The organism is Shewanella sp. MBTL60-007 (assembly GCF_019654915.1).
In the GTDB taxonomy this organism is placed as follows: Bacteria; Pseudomonadota; Gammaproteobacteria; order Enterobacterales; family Shewanellaceae; genus Shewanella.
This window is the reverse complement of record NZ_BPET01000021.1, coordinates 1-26707: the sequence shown is the minus strand read 5'-3', so window position 1 is coordinate 26707 and position 26707 is coordinate 1. Positions and strand designations below refer to the sequence as shown.

The following is a 26707-nucleotide window of genomic DNA, read 5'->3' as shown; positions in this document are numbered from 1 at the left end:
CAGTGTCAAATAATTTATAACGACAAATTATCAATGCTTTTTTCGTGCCAACTTTGTTAAAAACTCGAAAAATGAGACGTTAAAGGCTAAGTCGGTGCTCTAGGTCCTGGCCCTATATATAGTCAAACAGCGAAGTCGAGCCCACCTTGCTAAACACACTAGAGACCGCATTTAGCGCCAGTTGTTGCTTCTCAAACTCAGTGATCGCTTCGGCATAATCTAAGTCTTCAAGTAGTGATAAAGCCGACTGGTTAATCAATTGGTCTTCTTTGTGGCTACTGGTATAGCTTTCTAAGCTCTTTAGACTATTACCCGCAACACTGCGACTGTTTGCCATCAGTTCTTGCCCGCTATTGACATTATTTAATAACTGCGCCATTTCAGACTGCCCCTGAGGGCTATTAAGCTTTGCACCATCTTCAAGTAGAGAAATGGCACTGTTTAAGGTGTCGAATATGTTTGATTGGGTTTCTGGCGACATTGAAAAAGTATCACCGGCAATTGGTGTCCCTTTAAACTGCAATTCAATGCCGTCGACAGTCACGGGCTGACTTGGGTCAAAATTTGGAATGGTCGTGACAACACCTAGAGAGTCGGTCACATTCAACTCTAGTCCGCCTGCGCCGTCATCAGCAAAGGCAAAGCTATAGTCACCCGCCACTGGTAACGTGGCATCAATGACGTTGGCACTTTCAACGGTAAAACTACCTTGTTGAGCCGCCGAATAATTGACACTGTAATCCCCTAATGCATTGGCTGCGTTCATAAAAACACTGTCACCGGGGATATTACTGCCTACAGTTACGCCAGAGGCCACTATGGTATCTCTGATTCCTGAGTCACCGCTGTACACCACTTTGCCATTGTTATCAAAAGAGAATGGGTCACCTTGTGTGTTAAAGCCACCAAACAGATTGTTACCTGATTCATCTTTACTATTGGCAATAGACATCAACTCTTCTAGGCTGCTACGCATCTCATCGGCAATAGTTTGCCGATCGGCATCTGTCAATGTGCCGTTTACAGAACGAAGCATTCCCTCTTGCATACTTTGTATTAACGTTTCGGCGCTGCCGATTTTGCTTTCGCTCACCGCAAGGCTGCCTGTAGCGTAATCAATATTCTTTAAAAATTGACTGGTTAACGCGCTTTGCTGATTTAGATTATTAATTCCAGCTGCAGCAACAGGGTCATCGCCAGCGGTATTGACTTTTTTACCTGATGCTAATTGCTCTAAGATCTGACTGGTAGCAGACTGGCCTTTTAACACATTACTGCTAGTTTGATGAAACATTTGCGCGGTAGAAATTCGCATAATTCTAATTCCTAAATCCTGAGTCCAAGTTTTGTCTCAAACCTTTAAGCGTTCAGTGTTAACGCAGTGAGCTAAATAGTGTGTTAAATATTTCATTGGCGGTGGTCATGATCCTCGCCGATGCCTGGTAAGACTGTTGAAAGCGCATCAGATTTGCCGCTTCTTCATCAAGATTAACTCCGGAAACGCTTTGAACCCGCGTATAGGCTTGATTGTAAATAGCTTCGGCGGAGCCCATCGACATTTCAGCCGACTTAGTCTTACTCCCCACATTCACAGTTGTATTTTCAAATACATCGGTAAGTGTTGTTTTACCGCCATTCATCAACTTGGCCTCATTTAACTTGGCCATGTTCACTAGGTTAGTGTTATCACCTTCGGCGAATGACAAATCGAAAGTAAACTTCTGTGCAGTGGTCGCAGTAGAGTCAATTTCAAAAGTGAAACCATGAGCGCTGATATTGGGCGGGGTGTATGGCGCAGCGGCGCCAAGTGATGTACCTGCGGCATCAAATACTTCAAATGTGGGTGGCGTAGCAGCCGGATCGATTTCAAAGGTAAGCTCAGAGCCCGTAACAGGGAAGTTCGCAGCGGTTCTGTCATCGATACTCACGAGGCTAACTTGGCTATTGCCTGTGTTTGCCGCATCAGCAGTAATCTTAGAGCCTGCCGCAGCAATGCCTTTAGGATCAGTCATCTCAACCGATATGGAAGATGCTGCGCCAGATGTAGGACGAATTTCAAAGGTATCACCGGATGCTAATGTGCCCGCATCGATATTGATACTAAAACCATCAGCCCCTTCAAGCTTAGTGCCATTTAACGTCAGCGGCGTAATATTGCCGCTAGCGGCATCTTTTAGCTCATAGGTCGATGGTGCTGTAAACTTAAGCTCATAACTGCTGCCAGTTAAGTTACCCACATCATCAATATTAACGCTCAAATTGGCAGTGCCAGTATTACTTGATAACGCGCCAACTCGACCAATCTGCATTGAGGGATCGTTAATGTCGGTAAAGATGTTAGCCCCAACTTGACCATTAAGATCGAAACCTTGAGCTTGGGCTTGGTTAAATGCATCACTAACACCTAAGGCAAATTGCCCTAGCTCCATCTGCGATGGAATAAGTGTTTCGTCCCGATAATTAACCAGAGCACCTAATTGACCACCTAACTTGCTGGCATCAACGATCATACTCTTGTTGCCAGATTGTGCGGTGATCTGTAGCTCGTTGGGATATGGATCGCCCTGTACTGTCCCCATTTGCATCGACATCTCACCGGAGACCAACATGATAGAACCGCCTAACATAACGCTCTTAGCACCAGACTCTAGCGGTACAACGTTGACAGAGGCATACTCACTCAGCTCTAAGATCAGTGCATCTTGCTTGTCTAGCAATTGCATATCTTGACCTTGAGACTTCATCAGCTCTCGGTTAATACTGCCAAGTTCATTACTGATCTCGTTAATTCGATCGGTAACGGCTGCAATTTGATCATTAGTCTGCGTCATTTGGCTATCAAGATGACTCTGCATCTGATTAACGCTATTAGCCAATTGATTAGCACTGGTTAACATCGAACCACGCAGTCCCAAATCATTAGGGATATCAGCCAGAGCGTTCATGCTAGCAAAGAAATCATTTAGCCCCTGCGGAACCGCTTTGCCGATTTGTGAGAACAGTTGATCAAGCTCACTCATTTTACCAAAAGTAGTTTGCGATTCACTGACAGCCGTGGAGCCAATGCGAAGTTCCCGCGTGGCATAATCGTTATAGACTCTTTTTACATCAGAGACATAGGTACCGGCGCCGTAAAAGTCATTACCCATGCGCTGCGAATCTAGCGCAGACTGTGATACCACCTGGCGGTTATAACCGGCAGTATTGGCATTGGCGATATTATTACTGGTTATCGCCAGCTGTGACTGAGAGGCCAGTACGCCCGTACGGGCTATATTCATTAAGTCTAAAGACATGAGTACTGGCTCCCTGTTGCAAGAGATTGAACAAATCTATACTTCATTGCTTAACCCCTTGTAAGACATCTTTAAAGTCTCGAGTAATGGTTTTCATGACCTGTATAACCTTATCGGCATATTTAGGGTCGGTTGCGTAACCTGCATCCTGCAAAGAACGGATAAAGGCTTGAGGGTTGGCCGCCTGCTTCATTGCGTCTTGATAGCGCTCACCATTCGCAATAAAGGAGACAAAATCACTAAAGCTTTGGCCGATATCATCGTACACTCGAAAGTTCGCTTGCTGCTTAACCGCTATACCTTGCTCATATTCCAATGTACTGACTGACGCTTTATCACCTTGCCAGCGGTTGTCGGCTTTAATGTTAAACAGGTTGTTGCTCTGCTGGCCTTGATAGCCCTTCACCATTTTCTGACCCCAACCCGTTTCTAACGCCGATTGCGCTATCAACACTTCAGGTGTGGTACCCAGTTTTTGCGCCGCCTCTTGTGCATGAGGATATAAACGTGCCACGAACTCATCTTGGCTGGTAAAGTTTGCTTGAGACTTATCGGCATTGACTGCCGCAGACGGCAATACTTTGCCACTCAAAACTGAATCTAATGTTTGTGTCTTGGCACTAAAAGTAGGTGCAGACGTTGCTTGAACTGCATTAGCAGCTTGAGCTGCATGACCCTGAGTCTGTCCTAGTTGGTTCGGTAAAGCTTGAGCTGCCATAGCGTCAGAAGTTACAACACGAGAAGTCGGCATCTGCAGTGTGCCTAGTCTATCCATGGTGAGTGCTGCGGCCTTTGAATCGCCGTTGATATCACCGCGTAGCACTGAGGCTGGGGTCATAGGACTATTAGCAGGATCTAACTGCTGCACCATCAAGTCGGCCAACCCCAACATACCTTCACCTGAAAGATTGAGCGACATCTGCTGATCATGCATCTGCTCATAAAACTTGGTGTATTGGCTGTTCATTGGGCTGTCAGATTCAAACACAGCATTGGCGTCACGCATACTTTGCATCAGCATCTGTACGAAGATCCCTTCAAATTGCTGAGCAACCTCTTTTAACGCACTGGTTTCATCATTTTGAGCCTTGGATCTTAATGAGTCCAAGCCCCCAAGATCCAGAAATTGCGATGCGTTCGACAGCTTTTCCATGACACCTTTCCAATCAAACCGACAATATTTAGATAATTATCAGTTCACCATGCAAAGCTCCTGCCATCTTTAACGCTTCAAGGATAGCAAGTACATCAGAGGGGGCAGCACCGACCAAGTTAACCGCACGAACCAGCTCATCTAGCGTAGTGCCGGGGTTAAACATAAACATGCGGCTATCCTCTTCGGCCACATCAATAGTACTGTCAGTCGTTACGACTGTCTGACCATTGCCGAACGCATTTGGCTGTGAAACCTGTGTTGCCTCGGCAATAGTCACGGTAAGGCCACCATGGGTTACCGCCGCTGGCAATAATTTGACGTTTTGGCCGACAACGATCGTACCGGTACGTGAGTTAACGATCACCTTGGCAGACTCTGAAGCAGGTTCAACTTCAATGTTTTCCAATGTTGCCAAAAAGGATACTCGCTGAGAGACATCTCGTGGAGCACTAACCTGCACCGATGTCGCATCTAGGGGTCTTGCCATACCTGGGCCTAACAGATCATTAATTGCATCGGCTAAACGCTTCGCCGTTGAAAAATCCGCACGGCGCAGGTTAAAGGTTAAGTGATCGCCAGTTGAAAACGGTGTTGCCACCGTACGCTCTATAATCGCGCCGTTGGGAATACGTCCAACTGTTGGTGTGTTTTGCACAACCTTAGAGCCATCCATCCCCTCAGCACTAAAGCCACTGACAACCAAACTACCTTGAGCGATGGCATAAACATTCCCATCAACACCCTTTAGGAAAGTTTGCAGTAGCATGCCCCCTCGCAGGCTTTTTGCCTCGCCCAAACTTGAAACGGTCACATCTAAGGTTTGGCCCGGCTTAATAAACGGCGGCATATCAGCACTCACCGCCACCACGGCAATGTTCTTGATCTTAGGTCTGAAATTGTCCGGCAAATTAATGCCGAAGTTTTTTAGCATGGTTTTAAAGGTCTGCTCAGTGTAGCGCGTCTTTTCACCTGTCCCCGGTAAACCCACCACTAAACCGTAACCAATCAACTGGTTACTACGAACACCTTGCACGTTGGCGATGTCCTTAACCCGCTGCGCCTGTACCGGTGCACTCAAGGCTAAGATGGCACAAAGCAAAACCAATTTTAATTTCATCATACTGAATCCTTACCCAGATCTAAGTTACGATCTCAGCCTAAAATGGCCACCAGCTGCCCATGAAGAACGAAGCTAACCAACCCACTTTTTGCACCTCGGCAAACGTACCGGTTCCGCTGTACTGAATACGCGCGTTTGCCACTCGCTGCGAATCGATAGTATTGTCTGGTCGAATATCTTGAGCGCGCACAATCCCGGTGATCCGAACGAACTCATCACCATTGTTGATGCTTATCCACTTTTCACCACGAATAACCAAGTTACCGTTATTGAGTACCTGCATCACATTCGCCGAAATGCTGCCCGATAGGCTGTTACTTTGGTCGGCATCGGATTCACGCTTGGTGTTCATGCTATCTTTGTAACGAAGGTCGATGGGGTTGCCACCAATAGTGACATTACCGCCACCCGCATAGATGGGATCGAGAGAGAGATCGGTTCCCTTCTTAATCTCATTATTGGCACTCTTTTTCGCCTGAGTCTGCTCCATTAACATCACAGTAATGATGTCACCCACCTTAAGGGCTTTAATGTCAGAATAGAGACTAGATGCCTGACTATCTTGATACATAGAGCCAGTCGCGGCGATTTTAGTCGGCGGGGCTTCAGGATAAACTGGCGCATAATATGGATCGTCAGCAATCGGCTTCTCGTTGGTTGCGCTACAGCCCGACATCGCCGCCATAAGGATAAAAATCCACAAACGATTCATAGTTAATGCCTCTTAAAATGCTTTAAAGATTCTGGTTAACGTAAGACAGCATCTGATCGACCGCAGAGATCACTTTCGAGTTCATCTCATAGATACGCTGACTCTCAATCAAGTTCACCAACTCTTCGGTCACGTTCACGTTTGAAGTTTCAAGTGCCCCTTGGCGAATAGCTCCCATACCATCGAGCGATGCCGTGCCCTGAATAGGTGTGCCACTCGCACCGGTTTCTAAATACAAGTTTTGCCCCATAGGATCTAACCCCGATGGATTAATAAAATCCGACATAGCGAGCTGACCCACCACTTGGTTCTCGGCATTGCCGGGGGTCTTTACTGAAACTTCACCTTCTGCAGATACCGTAATGCTGGTTGCATCATCGGGAATAGTAATGGATGGCTGCACCACATAACCCGAACCCGGTGTCACAATCTGGCCAGTGTCGTCTAAACTGAACTGACCATTACGGGTATAAGCCGCAGTACCATCAGGCAACTGCACTTCGAAAAAGCCGGGGCCTTCAACCATTAAATCCAATGAGTTATCAGTGGTTAGCATGTTACCTTGGGTAAACATCTCTTGGGTCGCCACAACCTTGGTACCCGCACCGATACTCAAACCGTTAGGCAACTTAGTGTTTGAAGCGCTGATACCACCAGCTTGATTGACGTTTTGGTAGAGCAAGTCTTCAAATACCGCACGACTCTTTTTAAAACCTACGGTGCTGGCATTCGCCACGTTATTTGAGATAACAGAAATATCTGTTTGCTGAGCGTCTAAACCAGTCTTACTTATCCATAAAGCGGGATGCATAGTTTATCTCCTAGCTTATGCGCATTAAGGAAGAGGACGCGCGATCGTTCTCTTCTGCTGTTTTCATCATTTTCACTTGCATCTCGAACTGACGCTGTAGGTCAATCATAGATACCATCTCATGAACTGCATTGACGTTACTGCCTTCGACAGCGCCACTTAGCAGGCCTACGCTAGGATCGGCAGGTGCGTTTTCACCAGACATCAGGCGAAACAGACCATCCTCCCCACGCATTAAATTCTCATTGCCCGGATTAACCAGTTTGATTCGAGCAACCTCTTCAATCACTTCTGCCGTTGCACCCGATGGACGCACAGATACGATACCGTCTTGGGAGATCTCAACTTTTTCAATCGGCAGCGGCAACACAATTGGACCATTATCGCCCATCACCGCCGTGCCTCTGTCGTTACGCAGAACGCCGGTAGTATCAAAACGCAAACTGCCAGAACGGGTATAGGCTTCACCGCCATTTTCAGCTTGCACCGCAATCCAACCATCACCTTTTACGGCAATGTCTAAATCACGACCGGTTGTTTTTATTGGCCCACTTGCAAAGTTAGCTGACGGAGTTTCGGTCATGGAGAACACACGCGTAGGCAAGCCCTCGCCAAACGCCTGCATCGAGCGCGCCTGCGAAAGTGAGGCTTTAAAGCCATCGGTATTGGCGTTGGCTAAATTGTTGGCACTGACAGCCAACGAATTCATATTCTGTTTAGCGCCGCTCATCGCGACATAGAGCAATTTGTCCACTTAATACTCCGTCAAACTTCCGTCTAAGGAAATAAAAAGCAAACATCGTGCCAAAGTAGATAAAGAAGGTACTAGGTGCTAGGAAAGGCAAAGAAAGGTTCTAGAAAAAGCTGAGACGGAAAAACAAGAACGGGGGAACGGCCTGCGGCCTTACGGAACGCTTCGCTTTCGGAAAAGACTTAATAGATTAAAGCGACGGCAACAATGCCGACCTACTTTTAAAGAAGGTTCTAGGACCTAGGACGTTCGCAAGCTCACGGCTAGAGCGCTTCGCTTCGAGAACGGCCTTCGGCCTGCTAGGAAGTCAAAAGCAAAAAACAACAGCGTATTTGCTTTTATAGCATCTAGAAGTCGCAGCGCGACGCTCTCGCAGTGACGAAGTCACCTCCTAGCAGCGTAGCGCCCTCGAAGGACGAAGTCCGCCCTAGGATCTAGAAGGGCGCTCTCGCAGCGAGGCGCCCTTCTTAGCTTTTAAAGATTAACGAATTTGCAGAACAGTTTGCTGTAGCGTGTTGTTCACTTCTAGGGTTCTTGAGTTAGCCTGGAAGTTACGCTGCGCCGAGATCAAATCCACTAGCTCAGTGGTCAAATCAACGTTTGATTGCTCAAGCGCCGATGAACGGATGCTACCAAAAGTACCACTGTTTGCTTCACCCGCTAACGCTGGACCTGAATCTAAGCTCGCCTTCCAAGAGGTATTACCCGCCTGTGACAGTCCCTGCTCGTTGGCAAAGCTCACTAAGGCAACACGTGCTAATGGCACGGTAGAGCCGTTACTGTAGCTCGCATTGATCAGGCCATCTGCGCCCACTTCCACGTTAGTTAAACGGCCAACCGTTGTACCGTCTTGAGTTAGCTCGGTAACCTCAAATGGTGAGGCGTACTGCGTCGGGTTATTAAAATTCAGGGTCAATGTCTGACTACCGTCGGCACCAGGCCCCAGTACGTTAGCGCCCCCCACACCTAGAGGCACAGTTGAGATAACCGCAGGGTTACTGCCTGTGTACGCTCCAGTATCGTTAAACGAAATTGCGGCGCCTTTCCAACCAGCGGCGTTTTCAGCACTCGCTTGACCATCAACCGTACCATCGCCATTGGTATCGACATCATACTCACCAGCAGCTGGGTCTAAGTCTACAGGCTTGCCATCGACTGCATAGAATGCCACCCAGTTACTCTCGCCTGTATGCGCTGCATTTGGTGGACGAACAAAGTAAGAAGTCAGAATATGTGGCTCACCTAGCGAGTCGTAAATTGTCACCGAAGTTGAGTTGTTAAACGTATCTGGATCATCGGGATCAAAAGCGGCAGGATCAAGCGTTGACTCTCCCGCATTGAGGTTCATCTGAATACCGACATTATCGGTCTTAACTGGGCTACCGGCAGTATCTGGGATCTGCACTGGCTTAGTGGTCGTTAAACTTACCGATGTTGAATTACCATCTTTATCTACAGGGAATGTTTGTAAAAAGTTACCTGCTGAATCAACAATGTAATTATTTGAGTCAAACTTGAACGCGCCAGCTCGAGTGTATGAGTGATCTTGTGAGCCCACTTCTGATGAGGTCACAAAGAAGCCACCACCATTAATCGCCATGTCGAGCGAGTTATTGGTGAATTGCATGCTGCCCTGATGGAACTGCTGCGCCACTTGGCTAGTTGCCACACCACCACCAACTGTGGTTTTGCTGTTGGCAAAAATTGAACTTGCATACACATCCGCAAATTCCGCACGGGATTCTTTAAAGCCTGTGGTGTTAACGTTTGCGATGTTGTTTGCCGTTGTATTTAGATCTTTTTGCGCAGACGATATACCGCTCAATGCAATGTTAAATGACATGATTCACCTCAATCCTTATAAAATTCGATTTCAAGACGTTTGTTGCTTATTGAGTAAAAAAACGCCCCTGAAAATATCTGTCTAGCAATTAAGTCTCTGACACCGCTAATACATCACTTATCTTAATGCCGCCAACACCACGTAGGTTTAAGATGGCGCCTGTTGCGGCTGTTCCCAGTGAAACACTGGTAACGTGGGCATAAGTCGATACCGGCAACTCTTCACTGGTGCCATCAACCTTGCCACTGGCCTTGAAGGTATAATTACCTTCAGCGACTGGCTCGCCATTCTTATCTAGACCATCCCAGCTGACATCAATGTTGCCGCCAGCACTTCCATCCACATTGTAAGTCGTGATCAACTGACCTTTCTCATCTTCAATGCGAACAGTGATGGACTCGATTGGCGAAGGGGTACTGATAATGCCCTTCATAGTCGGATCTTCGGCTGAGATATGAGCCGTGTCAGACGGAATCAGTACCTTCTGACCAACAAGACCAGAAGCCTGCAGCGCCTGACTCGAGCTGGTTAGCGCATTCAGATTGATAATCTCTTCATTAAGCTTACTGATCCCATCTACTGTTGAGAAAGAAGCCATCTGCTGGATCATTTGATCATTCTCAACAGGCTTAAAGGGATCTTGCATCGACAACTGTTGACTCAATAACGAAAAGAAATCCTCTTGCGTCAACTCTTGGTTATTAGGCTCAGGGATAGAGCTCTCTTCAGGTAAACGAAGACCATCAAGAAACGGATTCCCCGTTGATGTCTGTTCAGTGTTGGTCGCCGATGCCACCGAACTCTGAGTCGCTGCCTGTGCAGTTTGCGGCGAAATAGCATTAGCCTGTTGAGGCTGCCCTGGTGCCGTCTGCGTTGCGGTGAGCGGATTAATAAGGCTCAAAATTTACCTCCAGCTTTCACTGAGTTTATTTGCCCATTCTAAGTGTCTGCTGAAGCATTGATTTCGCAGCTTCAGTGACTTGTACGTTCATTTGGTAAGAGCGAGAGGCGGAAATCATGTTAGCCATCTCCTCCATCACATTCACATTTGGCTTATAGATAAAGCCATCGGTATCCGCCATTGGGTGATCTGGCGCAAACTCTTTATTTAGGGGTAAATCACTCTCTACAATCCCTTTTACCGCAACAGATTGTGCAGCACCCTGTTGCTGCTGAGCTTTACTCATCTCAGCCTCAAAAATGGGATGACGGGCGCGATAAGTTTCTCCAACACTACTCGACACTGAGTCTGCATTGGCGATATTACTGGCTGTAGTGTTAAGTCTGACTGACTGAGCCGACATGCCAGAACCCGCTACATTGAAAATATTGAATAAGCTCATAATTAATCGCCTCTAATCGCTTTTTTCATACCTGAGAACTTACCGTCAAGAAAACCCAGTGACATCTGATATTCAAGTGCGTTTTGCATAAAAGCAGACTGCTCCTGCTGAATATCCACAGTGTTGCCGTCGCCAGTATCTGGCTGATTTGGCACTCTATAGCCAAGATGCTGTTGAGTTAATGCAGCCATATCGAAATGCTTACTGTCACTTTTCGCCATAGCAAGACCAGATTGCTGAGATTGAGCAGCGCTCATTGCTTTAGAAAAGTCGACATCACGAGCCTTATAGCCTGGCGTATCGGCGTTGGCGATATTTGAAGATAGGACCTCTGCACGTTGGGAACGAACACCCAAAGTGTATTGATGAACTCCTAATGCTTTATCGAAACTAATCGCCATAAAATTGCCTCCTCAGATCTATGCCTGAATCAAAGCAATAGTTATGCCAAATCACTATGACAGTGAGAGATTTTGTAGAGAAATAAGATTAGAGAGAAAATTCAACCATAAAAAAACGCGCCATACTCGGCGCGTTTAGTTTGCTGGTGCGGTAAAAAGCGGGGCTAAACTCGCTTTTGATAATAGATCCCAGGATTACAACGGATCATATCGAATTCATCAGAAAGGCCAGCTATAGACTCGGATGCACCAAGAAACAGTATGCCGTTAGGATTCAATGCGGCAGCAAATTGCCGCAGTATTTTCCGCTTTGCCTCAGGTGAAAAGTAGATCAATACATTACGGCAAAAAATGATATCGAACTTACCCAGTAAGCTATAACTCTCAAGTAAGTTATGCGCTCGAAAATTGACTAAGCGCTTAACGTTATCTTTAATCACCATGTTACCCGAGGGCAAAAGATCAAAAAACTGACGCTTACGCTCATCCGACAGACCTCGTCCTAGGGCAAGATTATCATACTCGCCACTTTTACAACGTTCGAGCATCGATGGCGACAGATCCGTAGCCAAAATACTGGCATTACCTGGTAGGCCACCAGGTTTACGTTGCTGATGCTCTATGATACTCATGGCTAGAGAATATGGCTCTTGGCCTGATGAACAAGCCGCAGACCATATCTTTACCGGACGCCCTAAGCGCCCAAAAGACGGCAAAATGCTGTTAGACAATAACTCGAAAGGATAACGGTCACGAAACCATAGGGTTTCATTGGTGGTCATGGCATCGATAACCTCTGTACGCAACTGGCGCTCAGTAGGTTTCATCGATTGTTTTACGACTTCAGATAAGGAAGGCAAGTTGTACTTGCCCATTAGAGGCGCTAATCGGCTTCGCACCAAATACTGCTTATTTTCTCCCAGCACAATACCACTGTGCTGTTCTAAGAATAATCTAAATTGCTTGTACTCAGTCTCAGCAAGAGATTTATTCGTCACTCTATTATCCTAATATCAATAAAACAAACCGCACAGGCTCAAAGGTGTTAACCACAGCCAAAAAGCGAACGCAGCGTTATACCTTAGCATCAACGCAAACACAAGCAAGAGATGTTTGTGTTCCGACTCAACACTGCAGATTAAAGGCTTAGGTGTTTATTTACCGCTGCCGCTAATTCATCAGGATTAAATTTTGCGATAAAGTCATTGGCACCGACTTTTTCGACCATTGCCTGGTTAAACACCCCACTTAAGGACGTGTGCAGTACCACTTTAATATTCTTAAGCTTAGGGTCATCACGGATCTCTGCAGTTAATGTATAACCATCCATCTCAGGCATTTCGATGTCGGAAATAATTAATGGGATCTCAGTGGAGACATCTTCAATGTCAGCAGAGATGGTTCTCAGCTTTTCAAGCGCCTCTTTACCATCTTTAGCGGTATCAATCTGCAGATCAAGTGACGTAAGCGCCCGAATAATCTGTTTACGGGCAACCGATGAGTCATCGATCACCATGATATGATAATGCTGCTCTCTATCGATAGTTAACGCGTCATTGAGTTCTTGGCTGATATTGGTATTAACCGGAGAGATCTCATCAAGAATTTTTTCGACATCAAGGATTTCAACTAATTCGTTTTCTATCTCTGTCACCGCAGTTAAATAAGAGAACTTTCCTGCGCCTTTAGGGGGCGGCATAATCGCTTCCCAATTCATGTTGATGATACGTTCAACTGAGCTCACTAAAAAGCCTTGTACGCTACGGTTATACTCAGAAATGATAATGAAACAGTTGCTGATGTCTTCAATCGGACGACCACCTGTCGCTGCGCTCAAATCAATCACTGAAATAGTCATGCCACGCACATGAGCGACACCACGCACTTTAGAGTTTAACTTAGGCAGGCTAGTTAAAGGAGGACACTGTAAAACCTCCTTCACTTTAAACACGTTAATTCCGAATCGTTGACGTCCATTTAATTTGAATAACAACAACTCAAGTCGATTTTGGCCCACCAACTGAGTCCGTTTGTTTACTGATTCAAGAATATTCGACATATAATTTTTGCCCTGTGCCTACTTACTCATAGGCTTATATCTGATTTAATTTAAGAGATCCGTGCAAATAAACACTAGCCACTATCGCTTTATTTCACACTACATACTATTTTAGGCATACAACTTGCTTTGCTAAACCTATCTGAGTTTAGCGACACAATATCAGTCAAACTAATGACGCTCACCGACGTAAAAGGATAGAGATGACTGCGGTCCAAAAAATTACAAAATATCAGCACATTCTAACGAATCAAGCTACTGCATTCATTATGAAAATCTTTTTTGGCTCGCTTTTCATCACACTTCTGATGCCAACTCTAGCACTTGCTACAGAATCTGCCAGTATTCCTTCTATATCGACCATATCTCGATTAGCTATAGCGGCTGTTGAACAAAAAGTTGAAGCACCTGAAAAAGCACGGATTAATATTACGCCCCAGAGCTTAGATACTCGGGTCAACCTACCTAACTGCTACCAGCCAATTAAGGCCGAAATAGCCAGTGACCGTGCCATTCGACGTAATAACACCGTAAAAATTAGCTGCAATAGCCCCGACTTAAGCTACCCATGGCAAATTTTTCTCTCTGTGCGAGTCGACATCCTCTACCCCATCGTCGTTGCAAAATCTACCATGGGGCCAGGTGACCTACTCTCTCCGAACGATATTGAAATCGAATATATCGAGCAAACCAGTATTCGAGGTCATCAGTTTGAAGAGTTATCTCAAGTGATTGGTGCAAGGCTGAAACGCCGCGTTGCTCCCGGTCAGCCCATCTTTGCTAACCAGTTGTGCATCGTCTGTAAAGGTGACAGTGTGTCGATATTTGCCCGTTCAGAAAACTTTGAGATAAAGACTGTGGGAGAGGCACTACAGGATGGTAATGTTGGCGATAAAATTCGGATCAAAAACAGTCATTCTCACAAAAAACTTGATGCACGCGTCACTGGCGTTGGCCAAGTCGAAGTAAGAATGTAACAATATAAGAAAGTAAAAACTTAAAAAGTCCTAAAGTAATGAGTCATGCTGCCGATAGCATGTGTAAGAAACTCTCTTTATTAACTGTTGGATCTCAAAATGGCTATTGATATTAAACAAGTAACCCCTCACGCCAATACGCGTGTCGGCACAGGTAGTAACCTAAAAGGTGCGCCTGCACAAACAGCAGCTGCCGCAGTTGCACCAACGCCACAAAAAAGTGACTCGGTGTCCATTACCGCGCAGGCTCAACAAATTCAAAATGTACAGACAAAGATGGCCGACATGCCTGAAATTGATCAGAAGAAAGTCGATGAAATTAAAGCGGCGATTGCTGAAGGTCGATACAAAATCGATCCTGAAAAGCTTGCTACTAACATCGCTAGCTTTGAAAATGAATTAAAAGACCTAAATTAAGCCTCTATTGCCCGTTGTCACTTCCTGAGTAACGGTATTAGAGCTTAGCATTGCGAATAATAACGAACTCAATTGAGTGGGAAAAAACAGGCTATTATGACAAATTTATCTCAACTGCTTAGCGCTCAACACCAAGTGTTGTGTGAACTAAAAGAATTAATTAGCCAAGAGAAACAAGCCTTACATGCGCAGCAGGCCGATACCTTATTATCGCTAGCGAGTACTAAGGCAAATCTACTGGCAAACCTTAAACAAAATGATGAGATAATTGCCCAGCAGCCAGATCTAGCCTTATTAAAATCGGATCCCGAACTATCGCAGCTAGTTGCTAATACCAAGCAGCTATTAGCCGAGTGCCAGCAGCTCAACGCAGAGAATGAGTCATTAATCGAATTAAGTTTAGCCAGCTTAAACCGATTTTCGCAGGCACTTCAGGTTAGCCGCAACGCCTCCAGTCTTACCTATGACGGTAAAGGTAAAACCTCAAGCATCTCCACTCTAGGTAATAATTTAAAAGCTTAAAGCAGAGAAGGTTCTAGGACGCTTCGCTACGAGGACGGCCTTCGGCCTGCTAGGATAAGCAAAGAACAAAGCACCATAGCGTCCAATTCTTTGCTTCCTTCTTTCCCAGCCGTTAAGCTCTTTCAGCCTTTAACCGTTAGCGCAGCGTTCTGTGAGTGAGCCTGCGAACGTTCCGTACTCAGTGAGCGAAGCGTTCGTCTTTATCTTTGCTTGTGCTTTTCCTAGAAGCGCAGCGCCCTAGATTCTTCTTCGCTTTACCGGCTTTTCCTGCTTCTAACCCGTCTTAGCTTCTCCGGCCTTTAACCGTTAGCGCAGCGTTCTGTGAGTGAGTCTGCGAACGTTCCGTACTCAGTAAGCGAAGCGTTCGTCTTTATCTTTGCTTGTGCTTTTCCTAGAAGCGAAGCGCCCTAGATTCTTCTTCGCTTTACCGACTTTTCCTGCTTTTAACCCGTCTTAGCTTTTCCGGCCTTTAACCATTAGCGCAGCGTTCTGTGAGTGAGCCTGCGAACGTTCCGTACTCAGTGAGCGAAGCGTTCGTCTTTATCTTTGCTTGTGCTTTTCCTAGAAGCGCAGCGCCCTAGATTCTTCTTCGCTTTACCGGCTTTTAACCCGTCTTAGCTTCTCCGGCCTTTAACCGTTAGCACAGCGTTCTGTGAGTGAGCCTGCGAACGTTCCGTACTCAGTGAGCGAAGCGTTCGTCTTTATCTTTGCTTGTGCTTTTCCTAGAAGCGCAGCGCCCTCGAAGTGAGCCTGCGAACGTCCTAAAAGCGAAGCGCCCTTCTTAGCCTTAAAAATACGTGATCTCTTTGACTCGTAGCGAGCGATGTTGTTGCTGATACAGCGCCCAGACTTGCTCGAAGTCTAACTCAAGCTCAGTTACATAATGCTCGCCTGCGGGGTAACTCTTCACCACTTTAGCGCCACGTATCACCCCTGAAACCGACGCTTGAATTTCATCACCCGATAACATCCAATCTCTTACCTGGCTATTCGCACTCAACTGCTGACCATAAACCTGCTCGGCAAGCTCACGATAGGCAGCAATCTTTGATGCCTGCATAGCCATTAACACCCGCTGCGACTGCTCTGTCGCGGGCTGAGTATCGAGGGGCGCGTAACCAATGGCGGTCAACTTAGGAAAAGTGCTCGGCGCTTCGGCTTCATACTGCACATACCTGTCTTGTGCAGAGCAAGCAGACAGCAGCAATGCTGCACATAAGATAACGGCTTTCATCTATTTATCTCCTACAATTTTGACTCTATATTGGCCAGCCTGGGCATCTCGATAGAGTAAGCCATTTTCTGATACGACCTTCTCCGATGGACGAACGTAATCAGGCATTGCACTCGCATTAACAAAGCCCTGAGCCGCCGACACTACACGGTTATTAGTGACATTGACGATACGGCTATTGATTGCTACGCCTTGGGTCGAAAAGCTCATGGTCGACACCACAACATTCTCAACGGATATGTCAGTGGGGAGTTGTTGCCAGTCTCGGGTCAAAATAAACTCACCATCTGGCGTCACCTTAAGCGCATCGCTGACATTAATATCAACTAGGTTAAATTGATGATCATGCAAGCTGGCAATCAAGCCTTGCTGAAACTGAAGCCCCAATGCATTCGTGGTCTTCATATCCGACAACAGCACAGGTGTTGCCACCAGCAGCGGCTGGTCTGGACGCAGACTATCATTTTGGCGTATTAATTCATTGGTCATCTGCTGTGACAGGTGATTAACCGCCTCAGTATGAGGCAAACCATGGCCGTTCATCATCTGCGGCTCGACCTGATTATTTGTACTCGCACAGCCTAAAGCGAACAAAACAGGCAATAAAGTAATTAGCTTATACATTTCTTAAATTCCGATTGGACGAATATGGCCATACGTCTTCTAAACCACACCCAATGTTGTTACCACGAATTTAGTGCTATTAACCTCTATCGGCAAATAAGCTAGAAACTTTACCGTTTTTCATCCTAATAAAGCTCCCACCGTCCCTAGGAAAGGCACGTTAATTGCTTAACACTATGCTAGGCATTCAAGTACGTCAGATATCCGGCATACAAAGCCATAGGCTATTAATTTCTCAAAACTGGAAAGGTGCGATGAAACCAGCGCAATATTTTACAACTGCACTCATGTGCTTAATGTCATCTGTACTGACTTTACCGGTACAGGCCAAGTGGATCATCGCTAGCGGCCAGGCAAAAATCACAGATAACAATGTCACACAAGCTAGAGAAAATGCCATTCATCAAGCTGTTAGCTATGCGACCTTGCAGTCTGGTGCTAGGTTTAGCAGTCAGCAGACAGTAAAAAATGGTCAGCTCGTCGATGACTCTTTTACTATGGAACAGGAGCTACAAAGCCAGAATATTGAGCTTATTAGCGAGCGCATCGAAAATGGTCAGATCACAGTTAATGTGCGTATCGATATCATTGAGCCACTTAACGATACTTGTCAGGGAAGCCAGCTTAAAGCGGCAATTTTAGTCCCTCAGGCATTGATTAAAGATAGAACCCAGCTAAGGTATGGCAATATAGGGCTGTTTGAACAAAACCTATCTGAGCGACTCGCCCGTGTGCTGGAACAAAACTCCAGTAGCAGCTTTGCTCAAACTCATGCAAATGAACGTTTAGACATAGACCAAGCCCTAGTTGATATTCGCGGCTATCGTTTGCCTAGCTGGTTAAGCGAGATAACCGACAGCCAGTATATTCTTCTGCCGGAAATCATCGATATATCCACAGAGCCTTTCACCAGCACCTTAGGTCTTTGGGACAACGATCCCATGCGTACCTTTCAAATTCGTGTGTCTTTATTCCATGGTATAAGCGGAGAGAAAGTTTGGAGCCAGCAGTATAGCCAAGCCGCCGAATGGGAGTTTAAGCGCCAGCAAACGGTCAACTCCAATAGTGAGGCCTTTTGGCGTTCTGAGTACGGCCAAGCCATCGATCTTGTGTTAGCCGAGGTTAGTCACGATATTGATAACACACTAAACTGCCGCCCTTTGCTCGGGCAAGTCGTTTCTAGGCAAGTCGATAGGATCATTATCAACCTAGGTAGACGTCACGGTATTCGAGTTGGAGACACCCTGCAGCTAGTTTTACAACAAAATATACCTGACAGACTCGACAATATGCGCGCCGTAGCAGGAAAAAGCAAAGCAACTATCACCATAGACCAAGTGACAGAAGAGAGCGCGACAGCAGTATTAGATGGCATCGCCGCATCGCTCAATATTCAGATAAATGATCTGGCGATAAAACTATAGTGAAGCGCTAAACATTCTCTTGAGCAACTTCGCCAACTAAGCGACTCGATTTTAAGTGGGCGAATGGCTACAACTAGTAGCCATTCTTGCTAAAATACCCTAATTACGTGCATTTAATAAACAACTAAATTTAAAGACTTTTCATCCCCCCTTTTCATCGAGATGAAAACCAGTATAATCACTGACGTCTCCCTATAGCTCAACAGGATAGAGCAGTCGCCTCCTAAGCGATCGATCGGGGTTCGAGTCCCTGTGGGGAGACCAGATAAGCCTTTTTACCCAAACTTATCAGCCACTTATAAATTTAGTCAGTTTCTGTGCCGCCTATGTGCCGCCATAGGAACACGGTTTTTTCGAAATTAATTTTCTACCGTTTTTTATAACCTTTTAGAATAACCTCCATTTTACTGCGTTAACCTCAGTTGTAGACTTTCCACTTCATTTCTAATAGTTTTCTCTATACGAGATAACATGGAAGTCACGCATCATGGATGAACAAGAAAGCACCTTAATCTTTCCCTTACCCATTAAAACTGCCGAAAATGGGAAGCAATATTTTACAACTCCACAAAGTGATAAAAATCCTAACCTTCTTCTATTTGCTCAATTTATACATACTGTAAAATGTTTTAATTGGATAGATTTAATCATTCAAGAATTCGTTCCGCACCTATCAGGTTGTGACTTCGAAGATAGAGATGTGGAAGAACTTATAGAGTCACTTTCAAACATCGACGATATATTTTTAAAAATCGAAAACTTAAGTAAGTCAGTATTAAAACAAAACCTTCATTTTGCAGACACACTACCAGTGGTCGAAGAGGAAGAGGATCTAGAGGTCATAAAAAAATTTGCATCTGCAAATAGTCTTCACGAAGCTTTTGAAGGGCATGAAGGGTTAGATCTAGTCAGCAGTGTGTTTGACCTACTTGAACCCAAACAAGCTGACATAATTCAATCCTCAATAGCTTGCCATATGGCGGGGTTAACAAAGCCAGCTCAAACTTTACTTGAAGAGTTTGTATCAAATGAGTTCCTTCAGGGTAATGAGCTGTATTATTGGTTAACCCTCCATTTAGCTGCTGAGATAACGAAAAAAGACTCAGTAAAACAAGCAGGAAAGAATGGTAATGATTCTAAGCATAGAATCAATCGGCAAGTTCGAACAAAAGCAGTTGAATTATACTTAGATGGGAGTTTTCATAATCCGCGCCACGCAACCAAACAGCTTCTACCTACAGTAGCTAAAATCTCATCAGAACTAGGTTCAGCACTTGAATGGGAAAACAATGGTTTTGACCGCTTATATGGCTGGCTCAGAGCCGCAAAAAAAGCTGAGAATGTATAGGCCTCACTGCGAGCCACACCTTTTTCGCTGCGAGAAACATACTTCTCGCAGCTAACCCCACATACACACTAATCATCTGATCATATTGTTCACTCCGACGAATACAAACAAATCGGAGCTAACATGAATACACTGCTTACCCCCTCTCAGGTTTCAGACTTCTTAGGAGTCACGATAGGAACCTTATCAGTATGGCGCTGTACTGGCCGCTATCCACTTAGCTTTATTAAAGTTGGTCGCCGTGTGATGTACCGCCAAAGCGATGTTGAAAGCTTTATTGAAGGGAGGGTTTATGAGCACACTCTTTAATTTTTTAAACGTTATTGTCTTGCCAATAATTATCCTTATTCAGCTTGGTTATATCTGGGGGTCACTAGAAGCGACTAACAGCATGCTTCAAGCTGCAGTAAAAAAACCGTTAACGGGTACAAAAGGCAAATCAGAACCAATGTCCCCGTTAACGGGTACAGAACTCGTTAACGAAGCTAGTACCGTTAACACGACTCAGCCCGTTAACGTAACGCAAACTTCGACTAAAAGAGAAGGAGGCAAATAATGGCCGCCTTCACTAAAGAGCAAATTGAGTTAATAAACTGGTTAGCCCATGGCAACAGTATTGAGGTTTGCATTGAGGTCTGTGCCGATCTTGGAAAAATGACGGGCTATGAAAGCTATAACGAAAGCTGTAATGGGCACTTTCAAAAGCGAAGCCTGTTTAAATTAAAAGCACGGGGCTTTATTGCCGAACAATCCCGTTATGTAATGGGGATACATTGGCAACGAGTAACACTCAATCAAAAGGGACAAACATGGCTTGCCAATAATGGAGGCCGTGCCAATGCCTGAAATACATGAGCACGACAAAAAGTGGTTAAAAGGGAGGCTTTATGGGCTTCCCTCCCCTCACAAAAAAGCGATACTCCAACAATACAAAAAATGGCCGACAAGACGAGAGGCAAACTTGTCGGTGTTATCGCTTACAAAATCAATAGCGAAGATCCTTGGCAAAGATAGCCGTTTTTATAGCGTCAATGTTGAAGACAAGGATCATAAAGCCAATGCCAAGCGCCATGCTCGTAGCTGCGTTAAGATTTCAGCCAACGAGCGCACACAAGGTCTAAAAAGAACTTACCGCGCTATTGTGCACTATATGCAGTGTTATCAAATTCCGCCGCCAAAGCTCACAGCAACGATACTCAACAATCTTGAAAATGATACCTTAACGGAGATTGAACACGCCAAAGTGCGTGGCGTGCTGTTACGGGCAAATGATGAGTCTTGGTGGAAACCAAAACTACGCAAACTGCATAACAGACAAATAGAGACCATTTCTCGCTTGCTTAACCAAGTGAATAAACATAAGGGAATTTATGCCAGCAACGTAACGGTAGAGGCATTTAAGAAGCAATGGCAAAGCAATCAGGAGTTATTGGAGCGCACCATCGCCACCAATGAAGATGAGTTCAGCATGAGCCTTGCTGAACTCTCAAAGCTCAATGTTTCAAACCCAGCCATACGCAAAGCCGAACTTATGGTTCGTATACGTGGTTTTGAAGACTACGCCAAAGATAAGGGGTATTCAGCCCTCTTTCTTACCATGACAACACCATCTAAGTATCACAGGAGCTATTCAAAATCTGGCGATGCTAACTCTAATTGGAACGGCGCTACGCCACTCGATGCACAAGATTATCTCAATCGTACCTTTCAACGTATACGCGCTTCACTCAATCGAGACAAGATCACCCCATTTGGTTTCCGAATTGCCGAACCACACCATGACGGCACACCCCATTGGCATCTATTGCTGTTCATCCCAACTGAGCAGCAACAAGCCTTAGTCGACACATTTGAGCAATATTGCCTAGAGGAAGACGGAGACGAACACGGCGCTAAAGAGCGCCGTTTTAAGGTTGAATATATTGACCCCAATAAAGGCTCGGCAACGGGCTATGTGGTTAAGTACGTTTCAAAGAACATTGACGGTGAAGGCATAGATCACGACTCATACGGTAAAGAAGCCGTAACCTCAGCAGTTCGCATTAAAGTGTGGGCTTCCTGCTGGGGTATACGTCAGTTTCAGCAGATTGGCGGCGTTGGTGTTACCCAATGGCGAGAGCTTAGGCGCTTGCCTCCACAAACAGACCAATCCCTTGATGTACTAGAAGCAATAAGACAGGCCGCTGACAACTCTGATTGGAATGAATACACCTCTCTTATGGGAGGTGTGTTTTGTAAACGCAATGATCAGACGCTAAGACCGCTTTACCTTCAAAAACGAAATCGACAACCTGCAAGTAACCAGTGCTCTAATTTCAGCAATTCCCAGAGCGAATCTAGGGTTGCACTACCTAATGACCCTGAAAACGTCCAGCAAACTGATGTAGCCGTTTCCAGCACTAATCCCGAAACCAATTTCGGAACCATAGCCCGAACTCCAGAAACGGTTAAATCAAGCAAGTCCACGCCAGTTGTAGGAATTGTCGAAATGAATCCAGATATAAAGGCAAGTAAAGAGTACAAGACCAACCGCTATGGCGATGAACTAGTAACACAGCTCAAAGGGATTATCTACTTAGGTGTAGAGATCATCACACGCCATCACGAATGGTCTATCTCATTGGCAAAGAGCCAAAAGCAGTTAACTTGGAGTTCTGTCAATAACTGTACAACGCTTGTAACCGAATCCAAGAGTATTGCAAATTTGGTTACAATCAACCTCCGACCTAAAGATGGTGAAAGGCCAAAAAGAGTAAATGAAATAGATGTATCTAAGAGCTATATGAGGCAAAAGGCGATTAGATATTAATTTTGACGACATCATTTTCGAACAAGTTGAGGTAGATCATGCTGGAAGACAATACCAAGGGGATTTTATTATTCGCTGGGTATTAATCATTCAATAAAGATAGTAATATCCAAACAACAAATGCACATAATTAGATATGTAACAGATACTTAAGGAAGAGTGAATGGATCCACTATCACAGCTATTCACAGCCTACCTTCAAGCAGCTAGCAATAACATAGCCGATCATTATATGGATTCGATGAACACCACTGTTACGACTCAAAGCCTCGTTTATAACGACACTGCCGTTCTTTTTCTAAATCAACTATTGAGAAACAGCTAAACAGCATGCGCTTTAATCTTGAAAAGTACCCCGAATTCCTGAAGGAGATAATATGACAATTAGAGTTCGTTTACTGCGTGCGAATCATGGTGATTGCATTCTAGTTTCCCATGAAAGCGTAGATGGAACTTTTAATCTCTTAATTGATGGAGGGAATCCAGCGACCTTCAAGCATGGTCCTCGCCTCAGATATGATGGTGAGCTATGCGTAGTCTTAGATGAAATCAAGAATAAGAATCAAGTTATTGATCTGGCGATTCTAACTCACATTGACGATGATCATATAGGTGGACTGATACGAGCTTTTGAAGCATCTGGTTATCTACAAGATTTAGTCAAAGCGATATGGTTTAACTCTTCAAAATATGTGACAAATTATTTTGATCATGCCGAAATACCTGAAAATGATGTGAGGTTGAGCGATGTATCTCCCGATACAAGTGCACAACAGGGTAAGGCACTAGAGGATATACTTGAAGATATGGGGTGCGAGAGAAGAGCAATTGTAAAGGCTGGTCAGGTTATTTCCCAAGGCCCCTTTACGTTTAAGATTCTATCGCCAAACGAAAGTGATCTTCGAAAATTACTTCGCGTCTGGCCGTATGATGGAGAACCCCCTGAAACTTCAGGAAATAAGACAGATCACTCATTAAGTTTTGACGAAATTTGGGCTGATGATAAATTTAAAGAAGATGCCTCTTTTACCAACGGAAGTTCGATAGCTTTTATCGCTGAAGCCGATGGAAAGTCTATGTTGTTCTTGGGGGATGCTCACGACAAAACGGTAGTTGAGAGCTTGAAGTCTCTTGATTTTAGCAGTGAAAAAAAACTAAGAGTGGATTTGGTAAAGGTTTCACATCATGGCAGTCAACATAATACAAGTACAGAGTTCTTAGAAATGATTGAAGCAGAGAAGTTTCTAATCTCCACTGATGGCTCACGTCATGGATTACCAGATAAAAGAACTATTGCAAGAATTCTCTCTTACAGCGAAAAAGGTTTAATTTGTTTTAATTATAACTCTGTCATTGAAAGTTTACTCTTACCAAGTGAAATTTCGTTGTATTCATGCCGTCTACATGCATTAACCGAAAAGATTGAATATTAATATGACTATGTATGAACTTATGTCAGCTCATTGTGTAATGGTCAATGATGGTAGTGGCGTAATCGTCGATGCTATGACAGATAAGTACTCTTATGTTCTGACAGCTAAACACGTTTTAAAAGAGCAAAACACAATAACCAATTATCTTGGTGAACCGATAAAGATTATTAACATACATAAACATGACAGCATTGATTGTGCAATTGTCCTTATTGAGCCCCTTTCGGATATTCAGCAACATGCTTGGCCTGCTAGCTCAATTGAGCACCACTCGCCCTTGATGGTCACTGGATTTCCCAAAACACGAAGAGAGAGTCAAGAAAAGATTAAACAACAGGATGGCAAGTTTACTACCATCACTGATGAAAGCTTTGTTTTTACTGCAGAGGGAATCCCACCTAAAGAACTAATTAATGGTATGTCAGGTAGTGGGGTATATTATCTTTACAATCAAAAATCCTATTTGATTGGTATTGAACATAGCATGGATGGTGATAAAGATATTGAAATGTATGGTCGTCTTAAATGTGTTAGCTTATTGCGTTTTAACGAAATAATTTCATCCAAAACACTAGCACCAATGGCGCCCTACTTTTTGGAAAGCTTTTCCCGTATTAAAGATAAAGTATTTGGTTTTAATGTCATCAAACCTGATAACGTAAAAAAACTAAAAGAAAAACTAGAACAAGTAGTTCACGTAGTTCAAGGTCATTTACCCGCTCCATATGACTTAATGCTGAAATATGACAAGACCCTATTACTTGCCAATGAAAACCCAAGTGTGTTGCAAGATAAAGAACTTTGGGTGGCATACTTTGAATTCGTCATAATTTGTGCCCTTATTGACGAGGTTAAAGTTGTCGATAATGCCTATCTAAAAAGATTGGAGAGGAAGAGAAGAATTATACACTCTAGCACTGATAAACATTGGGTACGTGAATTGGCAGATATTTTGAAAGCGGCTAAACAAATGCTAGATAGAAAGGGAGTTATTGTAGTGAATTCATTCCAAGAAAATGCGCCGCTGCAACCGCCTTTAGAACACTTGGCAGAAGTAATTGATGATATTAGCTCTATTCCAAGCCACGGGGATATTTTGCAAATAGATAATGTTAATGAAGATACATATAAAACCTTTACCGTAACTCATCTTAAGGGACTACGTAACTATTGTGTCGTGGAGAAAGAATGGGAGTATGGAAAAGCTCTACCTAGTGAGCAGCTCGCTATTTTTAAGAGGTATTACAGTGAAATTATTAAGTAAGCCAGATGAGCTCAATTTTTTAAAGACGGAGTTCGAAGGCATGGAGTTCAGGCTGTTTGCTACAGAGGGCTCATTATTTCTAAATTGTATCGTTTGCTGGTGTAAGACTTCCGACGATGTAATCTCAAACTGGAAAGCAATACAAAGCCTTATATCTGCATATTTTAAAACGCCTGGACAAATTGCAAAGTGGAACACCTACTTAGTTATTTTTTGCGCAGAAAAGTTACCACTGAAAGAAAAGTATATCATCCAAAATGATAAATACGCAGTTAGAAAGGTTGTATTAGATAGTTCAGATGTGCAAGCCAATTCCGCTGAAGTAGAACATGTCATAAACGGTGAGTTGTTAGGCTCTGACTTATCCTTGAGGCATATAGAGCATGCTACTAATCAAGAAATAGACCCTATTATAGCTAGTTTAATTTGTGGGACACCCTTGGATATGTCACAAAAATCCAAAGAGAAACGTGTATCCATGATCAACAACATTATTGAGTTTTTAAATAAAAATGAAAATAAAAAAAGTTGAGATAGAAGGCTTTAGAGCTTATAAATTCAAAAAAGATGCTACTTTTGATTTTACAACTGATGACCAAGTGCCATCTAATTTTATTGCTATTTATGCTCCAAATGGATTTGGAAAAAGTTCATTTTATGATGCTGTGGAATGGGCATTTACAGCAAATTTAGAACGCTATGTTACAGATCATAACCGGAAAAATAATGAACTTGCTGCTCGCTGCACTAAACAAGCAGGTATCGCACAGTGTATCCTGAGAAATAAAGACGTCCCAGATGAAATCCAAACTACGGTCAGTGTACAAACTACTCAGAAGCAATACACTAGAACATTACCGAAAACAAAAACTAACTCACGCGACCTTAAATTTAATAAAAATGAAACAGAAAAAGGTACTGAATTTTTTCAGCATATAATTCTTTCTCAGGATGCTATTGACCGTTTTTTGAGAGAAGTTAAGCCGCAAGAAAGATACAACATTTTCATGGAACATTTTGGAGGTGAGAACGAGGGTTTACGCCAAGAAATAACAGCTTTACTTAATGACAACAAAAATATTCTACTTAGTCTACGAAAGCAACGCGATGAATTATCTGATCAATTAATAGAGCCTATAGATGAAACTATATTCTCAGAGTTT

Annotated in this window: 29 protein-coding genes and 1 tRNA gene; 15 read left to right on the top strand and 15 right to left on the bottom strand. The window is 44.2% G+C overall.

Features of this window, described 5'->3' with window-relative positions:
• Positions 1-112 precede the first annotated feature (112 nt).
• The 13 genes from flgL to K5Q92_RS09535 form a co-directional block, all read right to left on the bottom strand.
• The gene (flgL, locus tag K5Q92_RS09595; RefSeq protein WP_220768785.1) at positions 113-1315 is read right to left on the bottom strand and encodes a flagellar hook-associated protein FlgL; all 1203 of its coding nucleotides are present in this window, start codon (positions 1313-1315) and stop codon (positions 113-115) included.
• 58 nt (positions 1316-1373) lie between these two features.
• Positions 1374-3296, bottom strand: coding sequence for a flagellar hook-associated protein FlgK (gene flgK / locus K5Q92_RS09590; protein ID WP_220768784.1), 1923 nt, complete (start codon positions 3294-3296; stop codon positions 1374-1376).
• Positions 3297-3339: 43 nt separating this feature from the next.
• The gene (gene flgJ, locus K5Q92_RS09585) at positions 3340-4449 is read right to left on the bottom strand and encodes a flagellar assembly peptidoglycan hydrolase FlgJ (protein WP_220768783.1); all 1110 of its coding nucleotides are present in this window, start codon (positions 4447-4449) and stop codon (positions 3340-3342) included.
• 28 nt (positions 4450-4477) lie between these two features.
• Positions 4478-5569: a flagellar basal body P-ring protein FlgI gene (locus tag K5Q92_RS09580; RefSeq protein WP_220768834.1), complete on the bottom strand. Its 1092-nt coding sequence runs from the start codon at positions 5567-5569 to the stop codon at positions 4478-4480.
• A gap of 40 nt (positions 5570-5609) precedes the next feature.
• On the bottom strand, positions 5610-6284 hold the full coding sequence (flgH, locus tag K5Q92_RS09575; RefSeq protein ID WP_220768782.1) for a flagellar basal body L-ring protein FlgH: 675 nt from the start codon (positions 6282-6284) through the stop codon (positions 5610-5612).
• A gap of 22 nt (positions 6285-6306) precedes the next feature.
• Positions 6307-7095: a flagellar basal-body rod protein FlgG gene (gene flgG, locus K5Q92_RS09570; RefSeq protein WP_220768781.1), complete on the bottom strand. Its 789-nt coding sequence runs from the start codon at positions 7093-7095 to the stop codon at positions 6307-6309.
• Between the two features lie 10 nt (positions 7096-7105).
• The gene (gene flgF, locus K5Q92_RS09565) at positions 7106-7849 is read right to left on the bottom strand and encodes a flagellar basal-body rod protein FlgF (RefSeq protein ID WP_220768780.1); all 744 of its coding nucleotides are present in this window, start codon (positions 7847-7849) and stop codon (positions 7106-7108) included.
• Positions 7850-8327: 478 nt separating this feature from the next.
• The gene (flgE, locus tag K5Q92_RS09560; RefSeq protein WP_220768779.1) at positions 8328-9689 is read right to left on the bottom strand and encodes a flagellar hook protein FlgE; all 1362 of its coding nucleotides are present in this window, start codon (positions 9687-9689) and stop codon (positions 8328-8330) included.
• A gap of 88 nt (positions 9690-9777) precedes the next feature.
• Positions 9778-10590 (bottom strand): flagellar hook assembly protein FlgD, encoded by an 813-nt coding sequence (flgD, locus tag K5Q92_RS09555; RefSeq protein WP_220768778.1) that lies wholly within the window; start codon positions 10588-10590, stop codon positions 9778-9780.
• Positions 10591-10615: 25 nt separating this feature from the next.
• Positions 10616-11032 (bottom strand): flagellar basal body rod protein FlgC, encoded by a 417-nt coding sequence (gene flgC, locus K5Q92_RS09550; protein ID WP_220768777.1) that lies wholly within the window; start codon positions 11030-11032, stop codon positions 10616-10618.
• Positions 11033-11034: 2 nt separating this feature from the next.
• Positions 11035-11433, bottom strand: coding sequence for a flagellar basal body rod protein FlgB (gene flgB, locus K5Q92_RS09545; RefSeq protein ID WP_220768776.1), 399 nt, complete (start codon positions 11431-11433; stop codon positions 11035-11037).
• A 164-nt stretch (positions 11434-11597) separates the two neighbouring features.
• Positions 11598-12431, bottom strand: a complete 834-nt coding sequence (locus tag K5Q92_RS09540; protein ID WP_220768775.1) for a protein-glutamate O-methyltransferase CheR — start codon at positions 12429-12431, stop codon at positions 11598-11600.
• Between the two features lie 140 nt (positions 12432-12571).
• Positions 12572-13492, bottom strand: a complete 921-nt coding sequence (locus K5Q92_RS09535; RefSeq protein ID WP_220768774.1) for a chemotaxis protein CheV — start codon at positions 13490-13492, stop codon at positions 12572-12574.
• Between the two features lie 269 nt (positions 13493-13761).
• Between K5Q92_RS09535 and flgA the strand changes: the two genes are divergently transcribed.
• From flgA to K5Q92_RS09520, 3 genes are all read left to right on the top strand, one after another.
• Positions 13762-14469 (top strand): flagellar basal body P-ring formation chaperone FlgA, encoded by a 708-nt coding sequence (gene flgA / locus K5Q92_RS09530; protein ID WP_259649537.1) that lies wholly within the window; start codon positions 13762-13764, stop codon positions 14467-14469.
• Between the two features lie 99 nt (positions 14470-14568).
• Entirely contained in the window at positions 14569-14886 is a 318-nt protein-coding gene (gene flgM, locus K5Q92_RS09525; RefSeq protein ID WP_220768772.1) for a flagellar biosynthesis anti-sigma factor FlgM, read from the top strand.
• Positions 14887-14982: 96 nt separating this feature from the next.
• Entirely contained in the window at positions 14983-15408 is a 426-nt protein-coding gene (locus K5Q92_RS09520; RefSeq protein WP_220768771.1) for a flagella synthesis protein FlgN, read from the top strand.
• 787 nt (positions 15409-16195) lie between these two features.
• Here the strand turns inward: K5Q92_RS09520 and K5Q92_RS09515 are convergent.
• Together K5Q92_RS09515 and K5Q92_RS09510 are read right to left on the bottom strand one after the other, a co-directional pair.
• Positions 16196-16642: an LPP20 family lipoprotein gene (locus K5Q92_RS09515; protein ID WP_220768770.1), complete on the bottom strand. Its 447-nt coding sequence runs from the start codon at positions 16640-16642 to the stop codon at positions 16196-16198.
• Entirely contained in the window at positions 16643-17266 is a 624-nt protein-coding gene (locus tag K5Q92_RS09510) for a FlgO family outer membrane protein (protein ID WP_220768769.1), read from the bottom strand.
• 254 nt (positions 17267-17520) lie between these two features.
• On the opposite strand from K5Q92_RS09510, the gene K5Q92_RS09505 reads away from it, so the two are divergent.
• The 12 genes from K5Q92_RS09505 to K5Q92_RS09450 form a co-directional block, all read left to right on the top strand.
• The gene (locus K5Q92_RS09505; protein WP_220768833.1) at positions 17521-18690 is read left to right on the top strand and encodes a flagellar assembly protein FlgT; all 1170 of its coding nucleotides are present in this window, start codon (positions 17521-17523) and stop codon (positions 18688-18690) included.
• Between the two features lie 188 nt (positions 18691-18878).
• A tRNA-Arg gene (locus K5Q92_RS09500) sits at positions 18879-18954 on the top strand.
• Positions 18955-19177: 223 nt separating this feature from the next.
• Positions 19178-20038, top strand: a complete 861-nt coding sequence (locus tag K5Q92_RS09495; protein WP_220768768.1) for a hypothetical protein — start codon at positions 19178-19180, stop codon at positions 20036-20038.
• Positions 20039-20161: 123 nt separating this feature from the next.
• A complete protein-coding gene (locus K5Q92_RS09490) occupies positions 20162-20347 on the top strand; it encodes a helix-turn-helix domain-containing protein (protein ID WP_220768767.1) in 186 nt (61 codons plus the stop codon).
• Positions 20331-20594: a hypothetical protein gene (locus tag K5Q92_RS09485; protein WP_220768766.1), complete on the top strand. Its 264-nt coding sequence runs from the start codon at positions 20331-20333 to the stop codon at positions 20592-20594. The genes K5Q92_RS09490 and K5Q92_RS09485 overlap by 17 nt, the downstream gene beginning before the upstream one ends.
• Entirely contained in the window at positions 20594-20884 is a 291-nt protein-coding gene (locus tag K5Q92_RS09480; RefSeq protein WP_220768765.1) for a hypothetical protein, read from the top strand. Before K5Q92_RS09485 ends, K5Q92_RS09480 begins: the two co-directional genes overlap by 1 nt.
• Positions 20877-22847 (top strand): replication endonuclease, encoded by a 1971-nt coding sequence (locus tag K5Q92_RS09475; RefSeq protein ID WP_220768764.1) that lies wholly within the window; start codon positions 20877-20879, stop codon positions 22845-22847. The genes K5Q92_RS09480 and K5Q92_RS09475 overlap by 8 nt, the downstream gene beginning before the upstream one ends.
• A gap of 163 nt (positions 22848-23010) precedes the next feature.
• A complete protein-coding gene (locus tag K5Q92_RS09470; protein WP_220768763.1) occupies positions 23011-23172 on the top strand; it encodes a hypothetical protein in 162 nt (53 codons plus the stop codon).
• A 52-nt stretch (positions 23173-23224) separates the two neighbouring features.
• Complete coding sequence (locus K5Q92_RS09465) at positions 23225-24280, top strand: ComEC/Rec2 family competence protein (protein ID WP_220768762.1); 1056 nt, start codon at positions 23225-23227, stop codon at positions 24278-24280.
• 1 nt (position 24281) lies between these two features.
• Entirely contained in the window at positions 24282-25544 is a 1263-nt protein-coding gene (locus tag K5Q92_RS09460) for an ABC-three component system protein (RefSeq protein WP_220768761.1), read from the top strand.
• Positions 25528-26076, top strand: a complete 549-nt coding sequence (locus K5Q92_RS09455; protein ID WP_220768760.1) for an ABC-three component system middle component 1 — start codon at positions 25528-25530, stop codon at positions 26074-26076. Before K5Q92_RS09460 ends, K5Q92_RS09455 begins: the two co-directional genes overlap by 17 nt.
• Positions 26057-26707, top strand: a 651-nt coding sequence (locus tag K5Q92_RS09450) for an ATP-binding protein (protein ID WP_220768759.1), incomplete at its 3' end; no start/stop codon positions are given. The genes K5Q92_RS09455 and K5Q92_RS09450, both read left to right, overlap by 20 nt.

What these genes read in the sequence shown, in the direction of transcription:
- K5Q92_RS09470 (WP_220768763.1), top strand. Translation starts at nt 23,011, where the DNA reads ATGGATCCACTATCACAGCTATTCACAGCCTACCTTCAAGCAGCTAGC.
- K5Q92_RS09485 (WP_220768766.1), top strand. Translation starts at nt 20,331, where the DNA reads ATGAGCACACTCTTTAATTTTTTAAACGTTATTGTCTTGCCAATAATT.
- flgJ (WP_220768783.1), bottom strand. Translation starts at nt 4,449, where the DNA reads ATGGAAAAGCTGTCGAACGCATCGCAATTTCTGGATCTTGGGGGCTTG.
- K5Q92_RS09480 (WP_220768765.1), top strand. Translation starts at nt 20,594, where the DNA reads ATGGCCGCCTTCACTAAAGAGCAAATTGAGTTAATAAACTGGTTAGCC.
- K5Q92_RS09520 (WP_220768771.1), top strand. Translation starts at nt 14,983, where the DNA reads ATGACAAATTTATCTCAACTGCTTAGCGCTCAACACCAAGTGTTGTGT.
- K5Q92_RS09465 (WP_220768762.1), top strand. Translation starts at nt 23,225, where the DNA reads ATGACAATTAGAGTTCGTTTACTGCGTGCGAATCATGGTGATTGCATT.
- K5Q92_RS09460 (WP_220768761.1), top strand. Translation starts at nt 24,282, where the DNA reads ATGACTATGTATGAACTTATGTCAGCTCATTGTGTAATGGTCAATGAT.
- flgK (WP_220768784.1), bottom strand. Translation starts at nt 3,296, where the DNA reads ATGTCTTTAGACTTAATGAATATAGCCCGTACGGGCGTACTGGCCTCT.
- K5Q92_RS09475 (WP_220768764.1), top strand. Translation starts at nt 20,877, where the DNA reads ATGCCTGAAATACATGAGCACGACAAAAAGTGGTTAAAAGGGAGGCTT.
- K5Q92_RS09490 (WP_220768767.1), top strand. Translation starts at nt 20,162, where the DNA reads ATGAATACACTGCTTACCCCCTCTCAGGTTTCAGACTTCTTAGGAGTC.
- flgC (WP_220768777.1), bottom strand. Translation starts at nt 11,032, where the DNA reads ATGAGCTTATTCAATATTTTCAATGTAGCGGGTTCTGGCATGTCGGCT.
- flgH (WP_220768782.1), bottom strand. Translation starts at nt 6,284, where the DNA reads ATGAATCGTTTGTGGATTTTTATCCTTATGGCGGCGATGTCGGGCTGT.
- K5Q92_RS09580 (WP_220768834.1), bottom strand. Translation starts at nt 5,569, where the DNA reads ATGAAATTAAAATTGGTTTTGCTTTGTGCCATCTTAGCCTTGAGTGCA.
- K5Q92_RS09505 (WP_220768833.1), top strand. Translation starts at nt 17,521, where the DNA reads ATGAAACCAGCGCAATATTTTACAACTGCACTCATGTGCTTAATGTCA.
- flgG (WP_220768781.1), bottom strand. Translation starts at nt 7,095, where the DNA reads ATGCATCCCGCTTTATGGATAAGTAAGACTGGTTTAGACGCTCAGCAA.
- flgM (WP_220768772.1), top strand. Translation starts at nt 14,569, where the DNA reads ATGGCTATTGATATTAAACAAGTAACCCCTCACGCCAATACGCGTGTC.
- K5Q92_RS09510 (WP_220768769.1), bottom strand. Translation starts at nt 17,266, where the DNA reads ATGTATAAGCTAATTACTTTATTGCCTGTTTTGTTCGCTTTAGGCTGT.
- flgA (WP_259649537.1), top strand. Translation starts at nt 13,762, where the DNA reads ATGAAAATCTTTTTTGGCTCGCTTTTCATCACACTTCTGATGCCAACT.
- K5Q92_RS09515 (WP_220768770.1), bottom strand. Translation starts at nt 16,642, where the DNA reads ATGAAAGCCGTTATCTTATGTGCAGCATTGCTGCTGTCTGCTTGCTCT.
- flgB (WP_220768776.1), bottom strand. Translation starts at nt 11,433, where the DNA reads ATGGCGATTAGTTTCGATAAAGCATTAGGAGTTCATCAATACACTTTG.
- flgE (WP_220768779.1), bottom strand. Translation starts at nt 9,689, where the DNA reads ATGTCATTTAACATTGCATTGAGCGGTATATCGTCTGCGCAAAAAGAT.
- flgL (WP_220768785.1), bottom strand. Translation starts at nt 1,315, where the DNA reads ATGCGAATTTCTACCGCGCAAATGTTTCATCAAACTAGCAGTAATGTG.
- K5Q92_RS09495 (WP_220768768.1), top strand. Translation starts at nt 19,178, where the DNA reads ATGGATGAACAAGAAAGCACCTTAATCTTTCCCTTACCCATTAAAACT.
- K5Q92_RS09535 (WP_220768774.1), bottom strand. Translation starts at nt 13,492, where the DNA reads ATGTCGAATATTCTTGAATCAGTAAACAAACGGACTCAGTTGGTGGGC.